This is a genomic window from Arthrobacter sp. P1_A5 (assembly GCF_056406825.1).
In genome coordinates this window covers 1-14865 of sequence record NZ_JBFTZL010000083.1, presented here as the reverse complement: position 1 = coordinate 14865, position 14865 = coordinate 1, and the positions used below count along the sequence as shown (strand labels likewise).

Sequence of the window (14865 nt, the reverse complement as noted above, 5' to 3'; positions counted from 1 at the left end):
AGCTAGCCGCCCGGCATCCCGGCGAGACCTCGATTCCGAAGAGTCCCCGGATTGCCGAGCGGCGGCCCCTCCATGTCGAGGGGCTTTTGTGTGTCCGGGGTACATTCCGGTCCGCAACGCACGAAGTAACAGCAGGAGTACCACGTACGGACAGTATGGAGTCAGGGCCGGGCAGCCGGCGGTGACAGTGCAGACTTGATGGTGAACAGGCCTGGCGGCAGGCAGGCCTGAAGGTAGACAGGCCTGGGTAACAGGCCGCACAGAACAGAAGAGGCCAGCAGTGAGCGTTCAGCCGGAAACACAGACCGGATCGCCAGCAGCCGCGGCGGAGGGGCCTGAGGAAGGTACCTACAGCTTCGCGGCAATGGAAGCCAAGTGGCCGCAGGTCTKGGAAGACCTGAAGGTCTTCACGCCGCTCGACGACGGCTCAAAGGAACGCCGCTACGTGCTGGACATGTTCCCGTATCCGTCCGGTGACCTTCACATGGGCCATGCCGAGGCGTTCGCGATGGGCGACGTTGTGGCGCGCTACCTGCGCCAGCAGGGCTACGACGTGCTGCACCCGATCGGCTGGGACTCCTTCGGTCTGCCCGCGGAAAACGCGGCGATCAAACGCAACGCGCACCCCAGTGAGTGGACGTACGCCAACATCGACACCCAGGCGGCGTCGTTCAAGCGCTACGCAATCTCCGCGGACTGGTCCCGCCGGCTGCACACCTCGGACCCGGAGTACTACCGCTGGACCCAGTGGCTGTTCACGCGGTTCTACGAGCGTGGACTGGCCTACCGCAAGAATTCGCCGGTCAACTGGTGCCCCAAGGACCAGACCGTGCTGGCCAACGAACAGGTGGTCAACGGCGCCTGCGAGCGGTGCGGCACTCCCGTGACCAAGAAGTCCCTGAACCAGTGGTACTTCAAGATCACCGACTACGCCGACCGGCTGCTCGATGACATGGACGAACTGCGCGGGCACTGGCCCGAACGCGTCCTCGCGATGCAGAAGAACTGGATCGGCCGTTCCGARGGCGCCCACGTCAACTTCGTGATCGAAGCCGACGGCGGCAAAGCCGCCAAGGACGTCACCGTCTTCACGACGCGCCCGGACACCCTCTACGGCGCCACGTTCTTCGTCGTCGCCGCCGACGCGCCGCTCGCCGTCGAACTGGTCACCGACGAGCACGCCGCTGCCCTGGACGCCTACCGGGAGCAGGTCAAAGCGCTTTCCGAAATCGAGCGCCAGTCCACCGAGCGCGAAAAGACCGGCGTCTTCACCGGGCGCTACGCGACCAACCCGCTTAACGGCGAAAAGCTGCCCGTCTGGGCCGCCGACTATGTCCTGGCCGACTATGGCACGGGCGCTATCATGGCCGTCCCGGCCCATGACCAGCGCGACCTCGACTTCGCCAAGACCTTTGACCTGCCCGTCCGGGCAGTCCTGGACACGGGCGAGGAAGACCCCGCTGCCACGGGCATCGCCACCACCGGCGAGGGGACCCTGATCAACTCCGGCGGCCTCGACGGGCTGCCGAAGGCCGAGGCCATCCCGGCGGCCATCGAAATCCTGGGCGAGTTGGGCACGGGCGAGAAGTTCGTGAACTTCCGGCTGCGTGACTGGCTGCTCAGCCGGCAGCGGTTCTGGGGCACACCGATCCCCATCATCCACTGCCCGGCCTGCGGGGAGGTCCCGGGTCCGGACGATCAGCTGCCCGTGACCCTGCCGGCGGACCTGCGCGGCGAGGACCTGTCACCGAAGGGCACGTCACCGCTAGCCGCGGTCGAAAGCTGGGTCAATGTCGAGTGCCCCAATTGCCAGGGCCCGGCCAAGCGGGACACGGACACGATGGACACCTTCGTGGATTCCTCCTGGTACTTCCTGCGCTTCGTCTCTCCGCAGTACACCGGCGGTCCGTTCGATCCGGAGAAGATCAACGACTGGATGCCGGTTGGTCAGTACGTGGGCGGCGTGGAGCACGCCATCCTGCACCTGCTCTATGCGCGGTTCTTCACCAAGGTCATCCACGACCTCGGCATGATTGAGGCGGACGAGCCGTTCAGCGCACTGCTGAACCAGGGGCAGGTGCTCAACGGCGGCAAGGCCATGAGCAAGTCCCTGGGCAACGGCGTCGACCTCGGCGAGCAGTTGGACAAGTTCGGCGTGGACGCCGTCCGCCTGACCATGATCTTCGCCTCCCCGCCGGAGGACGACGTCGACTGGGCGGACGTATCGCCGTCGGGCTCCGCGAAGTTCCTGGCCCGGGCCTGGCGCCTCGGCCAGGACGTCACAAGCGCACCCGGCGTCGATGCCGCCACCGGAGACCGTGCGCTGCGCACCGTCACCCACCGCACGATCGCCGATGCGCAGGCCCTGTTGGACAACAACAAGTTCAACGTGGTTGTGGCGAAGCTGATGGAACTGGTCAACGCCACCCGCAAGACCATAGATGCGGCCAGCGGTGCCGGCGGTGCGGACCCAGCAGTCCGCGAGGCCGTGGAGGCCGTAGCCGTCATCCTGAGCCTGTTTGCGCCGTATACCGCCGAGGATCTGTGGAACGTCCTGGGGCACCCTGCATCGGTCGCCAACGCAGGCTGGCCCACGCACGACGACGCACTGCTCGTGGAGGACACGGTCACTGCCGTCGTCCAGGTGCAGGGCAAGGTGCGGGACCGGCTGGAGGTTTCCCCGGACATCTCCGAGGAGGACCTGCGCGAACTGGCGCTGGCATCGGAAAATGTCCAGCGCGCCCTCGACGGCCGTGGCCTTCGCACGGTGATCGTGCGGGCGCCTAAACTGGTCAACATCGTCCCGGCCTAGCCGGACGAACCAGCCTGCACTGGCCGCCGGCTGATCCCGGCGGCCAGWGCAGACAACCAGTGCAGACAACCGGTGCAGACAATGGGACGGGCACAAGTGCCCCCGCCGGAGAAGTAAGTCCACGCGTCCCCACAGCAGGAGGTCCTCCGTGCCACACCGCGAGCCGTCAGGCTGGCCATGGCTGCGCGAGCGGCTTGTTCGCCTGCGGCAGGGTTCCCGGGACAGCATCCCCGAAGCGGCTCCCGCCGCCGTCGTGCAGGTTGCGGTGGTCACGGACTCTGCCGCCGCGCTGCCCGCGGACTGGGTCCGGGCTTTCGCTGCCGACGGCCGGCTCACCGTGGTCCCAATGCCCGTGATGGTCGGCGCCGAAATCTACGGCGAGGGTGAGGACGACATTGCGGAGACCATCGCCGTTGCCCTGGCCAGCGGCAAACCCGTCAAGACTTCGCGTCCGTCACCGGGGCAGTTTGAACACGCCTACCGGGAGGCCAGCGAGCGTGGCTTCCAGTCCGTGGTCTCCATTCACATCTCCGCGGGGCTGTCCGGGACAGCCGACGCCGCCCGCCTGGCAGCCCAACGGGTCGGCATACCCGTAGAGGTCCTCGACTCCCGGACGGTCGGAATGGCCCAGGGGATGGGCGTGCAGGGCGCGGTGGTCGCGGCCGCCGACGGCAGGAGCGCGGCCGACGTCTTGGCCTTCGCGCAGGACCGGCTGGACCGCACCAAAGTGTACTTCTATGTCCCGACCCTGGAACAGTTGCGCCGGGGCGGCCGGATCGGGGCGGCGGCCTCGCTCTGGGGGACCATGTTCTCCATCAAACCCATCCTGGCGGTGGAAGACGGCCGGATCATCCCGCTGGAAAAAGTCCGGTCAGCGGCGAAGGCCATCGCACGCCTGGAAGAAATCGTGGCCGCGGACGCCTCCGGCCGCCCTGCCGGTCAGGCGCGGCTGGCTGTGCACCACTTTGGCAACCAGGCCGAGGCTGAGGACCTTTCCCGGCGCCTGGCCGTGGCATTGCCGGCATGTCCGYCGGCCCAGATCAGCGCTCTCCCGGCAGTCCTGGCGGCCCACGCCGGGCTCGGTGTGCTCGCCGTGATCGTGGGGGAGGGCAGCACACCCGCAGCAGCGAAACCCGATGCCTTCGCCGGGGACGTCGCCAGCCCGGACGGCGGGGAAGCGCGCCCTGGCAGGGCGGCGGCCGAAGCGACGGAAGCCGGCGACTAGCGCGGCGGGTCCATGTGCTCTATCTGCGCGGGCGCTGGACTCTGGCCGTGAACGGGCGGCGGCGGTAAAGTCACTCCACCGAACCCAGAGAACCAGCGAACCCGGAGGCCGCCATGGCAATGCAGGTGCACCACGTAGCCCAGCTCGATCGCGACGTTGCCGAAGAGGTGACCAAGTGGCTGAAATACCTCAAAGGCCAAGTGACCAGCGTTCAATTCCTCACCACCACGGTCCCGGATCCCAAGGCCGCGGACAAATGGCGGGTTCAGTACGAGGCATACATCACCTACCAGAAGTGAACCCCCGACTGCAGCTGCGTTTCAGGGGGTAGGCACGGGCGTTGTCCGTCCGGGCGTCGGCGATGCTGTAAGCGCGGGAGTGGCTGGTTCCGTTGGCGCTGTCTCTGGCGTTGTCGCTGGCACGGTGGTTGGTGGGGCGGTCGTTGGCGGGACGGACGGCACGGACGTTGGCGGGGCGGGCGTTTCCGGGACCGTCGGCGGGACGGACGGCTCGGACGTCGGCGGGGCGGGCGTCGGCGGGGCGGGCGTTTCCGGGACCGTCGGTGGGGCGGCCGGCTCGGACGTTGGCGGGGCGGGCGTTTCCGGGACCGTCGGCACGGTGACTGGCGCGGACGGCTCGGACGATGGCGCGGCCGGCGTTTCCGGGACCGTCGGCACGGTGACTGGCGCGGACGTTGGCACGGTGGTCGGTATGACGGGTGGCGTCGTGGGCGCGGGTGGCGACGCTGACGTTGGTGGGGTGGTTGGCGTTAGGGAGGCCGGCGGGGCCGTTGGAGGCGGAGCCGTTGGCGGCGGCGTTGGCCCGGGGTCTGGCTGATTCGGCCCGATAGTGTAGCTGGGCTGCTGGCCTGAGCCGTTGACCCACAGGGCGGCCTGCACCCTGCGGGCACTTCCGGGCTCCAGCCACCAGAGCACCTGGACGTTGCAGTGGTAGACAATCGTGACATTGGCGACGGCGCCCTGCGGCGGAACTGCGTGGATCGAGGTGGCGGCTGTTTGGGTGGTCCAGATGAAATTCTGGTCGGCAGTCATTCCTGCCGTGCCGTCGACCGAAACATGCGCTATGCCGTACAGACCGTACTGGGGGCAGAAACTGCTTTCCAGAGAAAACTGGACCACCTGGGTTGAGGTGGCTTGCGTTGTGTCTGCCACGACCGGCGGGGCTGGCAGCATGGTGCCGCCGAGCGCCAGCACCGCCGCGGGCCCAAACAACCACTTCATTGCACACCAGCTTTCGACGCCTGATATTTACATCCAGGCGATCAGGGTTGCCCCCAGCCGGCAAAGTCTTCTCGATTGGATGCAGACGTTACCACCGGGTCCGGGCGGGCACCAGCGTAGGGAATACTTGCCTGATGCCGCGGATCTACGCGTATTACGCAGGTATTTCCACATACGCCCGGTCCCCGGTATCAGCGGGGGGTGAGGACTGCCTAGAGTCGTTCCATGCCGCGCCGCAACCCGGGAACTGAATCCGCCACAGGCGTCAGGGTTGCCCGTGAACGCCTGGCAGCGACGCGCTGGGCTGCCCGGGGTGCGGAAGATGCCGCGGATCCGGGCCGGGGACCAGGCGACTCAACGGGGCTGCTGGAGTTGCAGGTTCCGGCGCCAGGCAGCCCTGTCCCGGTCCGGGCAGCTGATGCGGTACCCGCTGCTGGACGGCGCGTAGGTGGCGGCACTTCACACCATGCTGATGAAAGCCGCGGGTACCGCCGGGCAGGGAGACAGGCGCTGGCTTTGCGATTTCGGGCCAGGACAGGGGTTAAGGCTGCTGCCCTGCTGGGCGTCCTTGCCGTGGTCCTGGGCGGCTGCTTCTGGTGGCAGGCCGGGACCGGCGGCGCGCAGGTGGTGGCTCTGAGCGACTCCGCCCCCGCCGCCGAGGAAGCACCCGATCCGGCGGATGGCGGGTCAACCGCCCCGCCGGGAGATGATGCCACCGCGGAGCCGGAAAGCATCGAGGTCCACGTTGCCGGTGCCGTGGCCACCCCGGGGGTGGTTCAACTGCCGGCGGGAAGCCGGCTGCATGAGGCAATTGCAGCGGCGGGCGGACCCACGGTTCTCGGGGATCCGGACCGGCTCAACCTGGCCGCCGTGCTGGAGGATGGGCAGAAGGTCCTGGTGCCCATTCGCGGCGAACCCGGTCAGGCCGATGCGCCCACGGACGGCTCACCTGCGCCCGGTTCCGGTACGGGCGGCACGGGGCCAGTCGGCGGGAGCGGGAAGGTCAACCTCAACACCGCCGGCCTCGAGGAACTCGGGACCCTCCCGCGCGTCGGGCCGGTGCTGGCGCAGCGGATCGTGGATTGGCGCCAGCAGCACGGGCGGTTCAAGTCAGTGCAGGAGCTCGACGCCGTCGACGGGATCGGTCCGAAGTTGCTTGAGGCCCTGCTCCCGTTGGTGGGTATCTGACGTGGCAAATCCTGAGATCGAAAAGCCCTGCACTGCACAGCCCGGCGCTGCACAGCCTGGCACTGCACGGCGTGGCGTGGGCCGGACCGGCCCGCTGGGTTCTGTGGCGGTCCCGCAGAGCCGCTGGCAGCGCTACGTCGATGCGGCCGTCGATTCTCCGCCGCGTGCCGAGCACGGGGACCCGGTGGCCTCCGGCCGGATCCGCGGATCCGGCAAACCCGCGCGCGACACCGCCGCGCGTCAGCGCCCGATCGAGCGGACAYGGCGGACGGACCTTCGCCTGGTGCTCCCGGCACTCCTTGTCTGGGGGACCGTCGTTGCCGGAAACTGGCTGTCCCCTGCAGGGCTGGCCGGTCTCTGCACGGCGCTGGCGGCGGCCGGAGGCATGCTCGTCGTGGCCGGTCGCGTCATCCTCGGCCGTTCTGGGCTCCGCCCGTCGAGGGAGCGGGGCACCAGGAGTGGGCGGTGTGGCGCCGGGCGCGGCCGCAGTGCCGGGCAGACGGTTCCGCGCAGCATTCGCGCCACGGTGGCCGTGGCGCTGTTGCTGTCCCTCGCGGCAGGCTCGCACGCCGCCGTCGAGGCCTCCCGGCGGCACGACGGCGCCATCGCTGAAGCTGTGGCCGCCCGCGCGGCCGTCGTCGCGGAACTGGAGATTGCAGGCGCCCCGCGGCGGCTCAGGATTCCCGGTGCCGGTGGCCTGCCGGACCGCTGGGCAGTTCCCGTGATCCTGACGGCGATGACCTTCGGCGGCCACAGGGTCGCCGGGGACGCGCGGTTCGTCGTCATGGGCGGGGCCACGTGGGGAGACGCCGTTCCGGGCCAGCTCCTGCGCGCCACGGGCAAACTCCGTCCCTCCGCGCCAGGGGAGCCGGAGGCAGGACTCCTGTCAGCGACGTCGGCCCCAACCCTGTTGCGGGGACCAGGGCCCTGGCAGCAGGGCCCCGGGGAGCTTCGCCTCGCCTTCACCGCCGCGGCGGCACGGTTCGGGGGCGACGCCGGCGGCCTGCTGCCCGGCATGGTCACCGGCGACACCAGCGCCCTGGACCCCGAGCTGGAAGCCGCCATGAAGACCGTCGGGATGACGCACCTGACCGCCGTCAGCGGGGCCAACTGCAGCCTGATCCTCGGGACGCTGCTGCTCGCCGCCCGCACGCTCCGCCTTCCGCGCGCGGCAGCCGCCGCGGCCAGTCTCGCGGGGCTGGCGCTGTTCGTCCTCATGGTGGGACCGGATCCGAGTGTGCTGCGGGCCGCCCTCATGGGCAGCATCGGCCTCGCTTCCGTAGCTCTTGGCCGGGCGGGGCGCGGACTCAGCCTGCTCTGTGTTGCCGTCATCGGCCTGCTGCTGGCGCAGCCGGTCCTGGCTGCCAGCTTCGGATTCCTGCTCTCGGTCCTGGCCACGCTGGGAATCGTGGTCGCCGGACGCCGCATCATGGACTGGCTGCCACCTTCGGTGCCGCGCTGGGCGGCAGCCGGTGTCGCMGTACCCCTGTCCGCCCAGCTCTTTTGCGCCCCGGCGATCGTGTTGTTGCAGCCGCAGTTCGGCGCCTACACGCTGCCCGCGAATGTGGCCGCTGCAGCGCTCGTGGCGCCAGTTACGCTCCTCGGCACGGCCGCCGTGGTGCTCCTGCCCGCTCTCCCGGCCGCCGCGGGCCTCCTCATGGCCGCAGCTGCTGTCTTCGCAGGCGCGGTGGCGGGGGTCGCCCGGCTGTTCGCGGCACTCCCGGGCGCCGCCTTGCCATGGCCGGAAGGAGTCTTCGGTGCAGCCACCATGGGAATCTTTTCCGCGGCTGTGCTGGCGGCGGCGTGGCTCGGCCTGCACTCTGCCGCGGTCGCCCGTGGCGTCCTCGCGGCACACTCGCGGGTAGTCGCCGTCCTCGATGGACGGTCGCACGCGGCGACACGGTCAGGCGCCCGGCGGCCCGTCGGCCGCGGCTTGGAGCACCGGTCCGGGCGTGGGACGCTTAGAGTCCGCAAACCAACTTCCGGGAGGAATCACGAGTGGCTGCTGCCCAGACCCAACGGCCCAGGACCTCGGCGTCGAACACCGCCACCTGGCGTGACGTGACACCTGCTGCCGTCGTCCTGGTGGGCGGTCCGGAAGACTACATAGGTGCCCGGGCCATGGACCGTATCCGCGCGCAGGTCCGCGCGGTGGCGCCCGACGTCGAAATTACGCGGCTCAATGCCGGCAGCTACACGGCCGGGTCCCTGGCCATGAACGTCAGCCCTTCGCTGTTCGGCGAACAAAAGCTCATCGAGGTTGACGGGCTCGAGGCGATGAACGATGCCTTCCTCGCCGATGCCCTGAAGTATGTGGTCCAGCCGGAACCGGAGGCCTTCCTGGTGCTCCGCCACGGCGGGGGAGTCCGCGGCAAGAAGCTGCTGGACGCCATCAAGGCCGCGGGCTGGCCCGTTGTTGACTGCCAGCCGCTCAAGAAAGACGCCGAGAAGATCGCCTTCGTCACGGCCGAGTTCCGGGCGGCCTCCCGTCGTATCGACCCCGACGCCGTGCACGCCCTCGTTAATGCCGTTGGCGCGCAGCTCGCGGAACTCGCCGCCGCCTGCAGCCAGCTGATCGCTGACGCCACCACCGGCGTGGACGCGGCCATGGTGGACAAGTACTACGGCGGCCGGGTCGAGGCAACAGGTTTCAAGGTCGCCGACGCCGCGATGGCCGGCAACGGCCCGCTGGCCCTCTCCACACTTCGCCACGCCCTGGCCACCGGCGCGGACCCGGTGCCGATCGTGGCTGCCCTGGCGTCGAAGTTGCGCTCCCTGGCCAAGGTGGCCGGCGCGCAGGGGTCGTCCGCGCAGATCGCCAAGCAACTAGGTATGCAGCCTTGGCTCGTCCAACAGGCCCAGCGGGAAGTCCGGCGCTGGACGCCCGAGGGGCTGGTCCGCTCCATCCAGGTCACCGCCGAGGCCGACGCCCAGGTCAAGGGCCTCTCCCGGGATCCTGTCTATGCCGTGGAACATGCGGTAACGGTGATTGCCACCTCGGCCAGGAGTTCCTGACACCCGCGTTCGAACCCAGGGGCCCGGCGTGTCGGCCCTGCGGGTCCGGCCGGACCAGGTGCGGCGTGTCGGCCCTGCCGGCGCGGACCCGGCTGCGGGCAGCCTGCGGCGTACCGGAGTCGTACCAGAACGGGTCCGGAGTCGGCCCATTGCGGAACCGGTTTAACTGGATGTGGCCGGCACCCATGGGGTGCCGGCCACAATCATCAGTTCAAGTGAACTGGAAACCTTAGAGCGCGTTGACCTTCTTGGAGATGGCCGACTTGCGGTTTGCAGCGTTGTTCTTGTGGAGAACGCCCTTGCTGACGGCCTTGTCCAGCTTGCGGCTGGCAGAAAGCAGTGCAACAGCCGCAGCATCCTTGTCGGTGGACTCAACGGCGGTGTTGACGGCGCGGATGGCCGTCTTCAGCTCAGACTTGACTGCGTTGTTGCGCAGGCGAGCCTTTTCGTTGGTCAGGATGCGCTTCTTCTGGGACTTGATATTAGCCACGTGTGAACTCTCTTTTTCAATGCGGAAAATGGTCTAGAGGGCTTTCAGATTGGCCATTGACTGAGCGGCGTGGGGATACCTATGGCGACCAACCATCTGTGGCCGTCGACCTGCACGGACACACAGCTGTAAATAATAGCAGAGATCAACGTGCAGGCACGAGTGCGGGTGGCAATCCGCCGCCGCGCACGGTGTCCGCCGGGTCAGCTCCAGCCGTGCCGCTGCCGCAGCGCGGCCGCGATGAGGTTAAAGCGGCCTGCGTCCAGGATCGCTCCTTCGCGCCGGATGTCCTTCGCGTTGATCTGCAGAACCCGGTCCAGCTTCGCTTCGCTGGGCCGCCACTGACGGTCCCAGGGTCCCGTGCCGATGTCCACGTAGTCATCCGACCGGCGGGAGTCGCCGTCGTGGTCCTTGCTCGTCAGCATCAGGCCCAACAAATACCTGCCGCTGGCGCCCACCAACAGCACCGGACGGTCCTTGCCCTGGGAGTAGTCCTCTTCGTAGGGCACCCAGGTCCAGACGATTTCGCCGGGCTCGGGCAGGCCGTTGGGTGCGGGGGCATAGCGGACGGCGGCCCGCCCCCGGAAGTCGCCGGGATATGTCCCGGTCAGTCCGGCGGCCGGGGTGCCGCCTGTGGAGCGGGCCGGGGTACCGGGACGCGCCTGGCCCGGCCGCCGCTTCGCCGCAGGCTTTCGGGCAGGTTTTGCTGCCGGCTCACGGGTGGTTCCCGGTGCAGAGCCGCCAAGTTTATCCAGGAAGCGCAGGGCATCGCGGACCGCAACGCTGATCGATCGTAAGTTCCAAGCCATGGGGAAACCATACCGGCAACCCCCGCGGGGAAAGGGGCAGGGAAACGGGGGGAGACGTGGGGCAGAGGGTGGCCGACAGTCGGCCGGCGGCGAGGCGGGGGCGGTCCCAGGAACGGCGCAGCACGCAGCCAGATCCGGGGGGCCAACCGCAGCCGAATCGAGGCCAGATCGGCGGGCGGAATCCCGCCGAGAGTCCACCGGACCCAGGGCAGCGCGCAACGCAACGCAGGGATGCACTGCCACTGGCCCGGACGTGGGAGACTATAGGGACAGAAATGCGCCACGTCGCAGGATGGCATACGAGCATCCGCACCGAGCCGTGGAAAAGCCAACAGTAATGCCAACAGTAAGGACCCTGCGTGTCTCCCATGGCCCGCACCGCCCCGGTGCCCGCCGCAACAGATCCGGCCATCATCCGGAACTTCTGCATCATTGCGCACATTGACCACGGCAAATCCACACTGGCCGACCGGATGCTCCAGTTCACCGGTGTTGTCCAGTCCCGTGACATGAAGGCCCAGTACCTGGACCGCATGGACATTGAGCGCGAACGCGGCATCACCATCAAATCCCAGGCCGTCCGCATGCCCTGGGAACTCGACGGCACCAGCTACGCGCTGAACATGATCGACACCCCCGGGCACGTCGACTTCACGTACGAGGTCTCCCGCTCGCTCGCGGCCTGCGAAGGCGCGATCCTGCTGGTGGACGCGGCCCAGGGCATCGAGGCCCAGACCCTCGCCAACCTCTACCTGGCGATGGAAAACAACCTCACCATCATCCCGGTCCTGAACAAGATCGACCTCCCGGCAGCCCAGCCCGAGAAATACGCGGCGGAACTCGCCAACCTGATCGGCGGCGACCCCGACGACGTGCTCCGCGTCTCCGGCAAGACCGGCATGGGCGTCGAGGTCCTGCTGGACAAGATCGTCCGCGACCTGCCGGCACCGGTGGGCGACCCGAACGCCCCCGCCCGGGCCATGATCTTCGACTCGGTCTACGATACCTACCGCGGTGTGGTCACCTACGTCCGCGTCGTCGACGGCATGCTGCACCCGCGTGAACGCATCCAGATGATGTCCACCCGTGCCACGCACGAGCTCCTTGAGATTGGTGTGAGCTCCCCGGAACCCACCCCCTCCAAGGGCCTTGGCGTCGGCGAGGTCGGCTACCTCATCACCGGTGTGAAGGACGTCCGCCTGTCCAAGGTGGGCGACACCGTCACCAACCTGGCCAAGCCCGCCACGGAGTCCCTCCCCGGCTACGCGGACGCCAAGCCGATGGTCTTCTCCGGCCTGTATCCGCTCGACGGCACGGACTATCCGGTGCTCCGCGATGCGCTGGAGAAGCTGATGCTCAACGACGCCGCACTGGTGTACGAGCCCGAAACGTCCGCCGCGCTGGGCTTCGGCTTCCGCGTGGGATTCCTGGGCCTGCTGCACCTGGAAATCACCCGCGAGCGGCTCGAACGCGAATACAACCTGGACCTCATTTCCACCGCGCCCAACGTGGAATACGAGGTCACGCTGGAGGACAAGAAGGTCGTCCACGTCACCAACCCCAGCGAATACCCCACCGGCAAGATCGCTGAGGTCCGTGAGCCGATGGTGTCCGCCACCATCCTTGCGCCGAACGAGTTTGTCGGCGCCATCATGGAGCTGTGCCAGAGCCGCCGCGGCGTCATGGGCGGCATGGACTACCTCTCCGAGGACCGGGTGGAAATCCGCTACCGCCTGCCGCTGGCCGAAATCGTCTTCGATTTCTTCGACATCCTCAAATCCAAGACCCGCGGCTACGGGTCACTGGACTGGAAGGCCGACGGCGAGCAGGTGGCCGACCTGGTCAAGGTGGACATCATGCTCCAGGGCGAACAGGTTGATGCGTTCTCCGCCATCACCCACCGCGACAAGGCCTACGCCTACGGCGTGATGATGACCGGCAAGCTGCGTGAACTCATCCCGCGCCAGCAGTTTGAGGTGCCCATCCAGGCCGCCATCGGCTCCAGGATCATCGCCCGCGAAAGCATCCGCGCCATCCGCAAGGACGTCCTTGCCAAGTGCTACGGCGGTGACATCACCCGAAAGCGCAAGCTGCTGGAAAAGCAGAAGGAAGGCAAGAAGCGCATGAAGATGGTGGGCCGCGTCGAGGTGCCGCAGGAGGCTTTCATCGCCGCGCTGACAACGGACGAGTCCAAGGACAAGGCCAAGAAGTAACGGTGCAGGTAATGACTGTTGGTGCAGTATCGGCAGGCCGGGCCCGTGCCTAGCGTTCTTCCCCTCGGCGATCCGGCGCCGGCAGACGGGCTGCTGCCCGCACAGGCGGGCGAGGGCGCCGATCAGCGCGCTTTTGGGCTGTACGTGCACATCCCGTTCTGCGCGGTCCGCTGCGGGTACTGCGATTTCAACACCTACACCGCCACCGAGCTGGGCGGCGGGGCCTCCCAGGACGCCTACGCCGCCACAGCGATCGCGGAAGTGGAGTTCGCCGCCGCGGCCCTGAAGGGCAGCGGCCTGCCCGGCCGTCCCCTCAGCACGGTCTTCTTCGGCGGCGGCACGCCCACGCTGCTGCCGGCGGAGGACCTGGCGCGCATCCTCACCGCCGCGATCGACGCCTGGGGACTGCAGCCCGGCGCCGAGGTGACCACCGAGGCGAACCCCGATTCCGTCACGCCCGCATCCCTGCAGTTGCTGGCCGACGCCGGGTTCACCCGCGTTTCGTTCGGCATGCAGTCGGCCGTGCCGCACGTCCTGAAGGTCCTGGACCGCACCCACACGCCCAGCCGGGTGCCCGAGGTGGTGCAGTGGGCGCGTAATGCCGGGCTCTCGGTCAGCCTCGACCTCATATACGGGACGCCGGGGGAGTCGCTGGAGGACTGGCGCTACTCGCTCGAGACCGCACTGTCCTACGCCCCCGACCACATCAGCGCCTATGCCCTGATCGTTGAAGACGGCACCAAGCTTGCCGCGCAGATCCGCCGTGGCGAAGTGCCGGAAATCGACGACGACGACCACGCCGCCAAGTACGAACTCGCCGACGAACTGATGTCCGCCTCCGGGCTCAACTGGTACGAGGTCAGCAACTGGTCCCGCACCCCCGAACAGGCCTGCCGGCACAACCTCGCCTACTGGCGCGGGGACGACTGGTGGGGCATCGGGCCGGGGGCACACTCGCATGTGGGCGGCGTCCGCTGGTGGAACGTCAAGCACCCCACCGCCTACGCCAACCGCCTCGGCGCCGGCGCTTCACCCGCCGCCGGACGCGAAACGCTGGACTCCGAGACCCGCAACGTGGAACGGGTCATGCTCGAGGCCCGGCTCAATTCCGGACTCGACATCCCAAGCCTCGGCGGCCTGGGGGACACCGGCAGGCACGCTGTCGCAGGGCTGATCGCGGACGGCCTCGTGGACCCCGCAGCGGCTTTCAAAGGCCGCCTCATTCTCACGCTTAAGGGCCGGCTGCTGGCTGACGCCGTCGTCCGCAGGATCCTGCCGGACTAGTCTGCCGGGCAAAGCCTCCACTAGTTGGCTGCCGCATCAGCGGCCACAACACCCTGCCGCACAAAAGAGAGCCGGCCGCTGCCCCTGACGGGCGGCGGCCGGCTCTCTTGCTTGGGTCCGGGCCGGCTATTTGATCCAGCGCAGGTTGAACTCGTAACGGTGCGGCTGGCCGCGGTTGACGTGGATGCCGGCCGCCACCGAGAAGCACGTCACGGCGATCCAGATCACCGTGGCGAGCACGGCGAAGAGGTTGCCCACCACCGGGATGAAGACCAGTAAATTGGCCAGCACCGCGGCGAGCGTCGGCGGCAGCGTGAAATTGAGGGCTTCCTTGGATTCCTGTGCCGTGAACGGGCCGCGGTCCTTGAAGATGAGGTAGATCAGCAGCGACGGCACGCAGCCCAGGATGCCGCCGAAGTGCGCGAGCGTGGCCCACTGGCGGTCCTCGCTGGCCGTCAGCGGCAGCGCGTTTGCCGGAACGCCATGGTACGGGGGCTGGCCATGGCCAGCCTGATTGCCCGTGTGTTCGCGTGCGTTATCTGCCACGGTGTAGCCCTTCGGATTGCGGTGATGCGTTGCTGCCTGGGT

General features: G+C 68.3%; 12 protein-coding genes. 8 read left to right on the top strand and 4 right to left on the bottom strand.

Annotated elements, in window-relative coordinates:
* The first annotated feature begins 280 nt into the window (after positions 1-280).
* From leuS to AC1D1S_RS12545, 3 genes are all read left to right on the top strand, one after another.
* On the top strand, positions 281-2812 hold the full coding sequence (gene leuS, locus AC1D1S_RS12555) for a leucine--tRNA ligase (protein WP_476994598.1): 2532 nt from the start codon (positions 281-283) through the stop codon (positions 2810-2812).
* Between the two features lie 148 nt (positions 2813-2960).
* Positions 2961-4037, top strand: coding sequence for a DegV family protein (locus tag AC1D1S_RS12550; protein ID WP_476994597.1), 1077 nt, complete (start codon positions 2961-2963; stop codon positions 4035-4037).
* Between the two features lie 113 nt (positions 4038-4150).
* A complete protein-coding gene (locus AC1D1S_RS12545; protein ID WP_243177393.1) occupies positions 4151-4336 on the top strand; it encodes a hypothetical protein in 186 nt (61 codons plus the stop codon).
* On the opposite strand, the gene AC1D1S_RS12540 is transcribed toward AC1D1S_RS12545, so the two are convergent.
* Positions 4320-4922 (bottom strand): hypothetical protein, encoded by a 603-nt coding sequence (locus AC1D1S_RS12540; protein ID WP_476994596.1) that lies wholly within the window; start codon positions 4920-4922, stop codon positions 4320-4322. The two genes, AC1D1S_RS12545 and AC1D1S_RS12540, sit on opposite strands and share 17 nt — an antisense overlap.
* Positions 4923-5794: 872 nt before the next feature.
* Here AC1D1S_RS12540 and AC1D1S_RS12535 point away from each other — a divergent pair.
* The 3 genes from AC1D1S_RS12535 to holA are packed head-to-tail and all read left to right on the top strand — an operon-like array spanning position 5795 to position 9481.
* Positions 5795-6466 (top strand): ComEA family DNA-binding protein, encoded by a 672-nt coding sequence (locus AC1D1S_RS12535; protein WP_476943608.1) that lies wholly within the window; start codon positions 5795-5797, stop codon positions 6464-6466.
* A gap of 1 nt (position 6467) precedes the next feature.
* Positions 6468-8531 (top strand): ComEC/Rec2 family competence protein, encoded by a 2064-nt coding sequence (locus AC1D1S_RS12530; RefSeq protein WP_476994595.1) that lies wholly within the window; start codon positions 6468-6470, stop codon positions 8529-8531.
* Entirely contained in the window at positions 8465-9481 is a 1017-nt protein-coding gene (gene holA / locus AC1D1S_RS12525) for a DNA polymerase III subunit delta (RefSeq protein ID WP_476994594.1), read from the top strand. Before AC1D1S_RS12530 ends, holA begins: the two co-directional genes overlap by 67 nt.
* A gap of 229 nt (positions 9482-9710) precedes the next feature.
* Here the strand turns inward: holA and rpsT are convergent, their stop codons facing one another.
* Both rpsT and AC1D1S_RS12515 read right to left on the bottom strand, forming a co-directional pair.
* Positions 9711-9971, bottom strand: a complete 261-nt coding sequence (gene rpsT, locus AC1D1S_RS12520; protein WP_018773112.1) for a 30S ribosomal protein S20 — start codon at positions 9969-9971, stop codon at positions 9711-9713.
* Positions 9972-10174: 203 nt separating this feature from the next.
* Entirely contained in the window at positions 10175-10780 is a 606-nt protein-coding gene (locus tag AC1D1S_RS12515) for a type II toxin-antitoxin system PemK/MazF family toxin (RefSeq protein ID WP_476943605.1), read from the bottom strand.
* A gap of 359 nt (positions 10781-11139) precedes the next feature.
* On the opposite strand from AC1D1S_RS12515, the gene lepA reads away from it, so the two are divergent.
* Both lepA and hemW read left to right on the top strand, forming a co-directional pair.
* Positions 11140-12993: a translation elongation factor 4 gene (lepA, locus tag AC1D1S_RS12510; RefSeq protein WP_026266375.1), complete on the top strand. Its 1854-nt coding sequence runs from the start codon at positions 11140-11142 to the stop codon at positions 12991-12993.
* Positions 12994-13038: 45 nt separating this feature from the next.
* On the top strand, positions 13039-14277 hold the full coding sequence (hemW, locus tag AC1D1S_RS12505; protein WP_476943604.1) for a radical SAM family heme chaperone HemW: 1239 nt from the start codon (positions 13039-13041) through the stop codon (positions 14275-14277).
* A 126-nt stretch (positions 14278-14403) separates the two neighbouring features.
* Here hemW and AC1D1S_RS12500 read toward each other — a convergent pair whose 3' ends face one another.
* Positions 14404-14823: a DUF4870 domain-containing protein gene (locus AC1D1S_RS12500; protein ID WP_026537291.1), complete on the bottom strand. Its 420-nt coding sequence runs from the start codon at positions 14821-14823 to the stop codon at positions 14404-14406.
* Between the last annotated feature and the right edge of the window lie 42 nt (positions 14824-14865).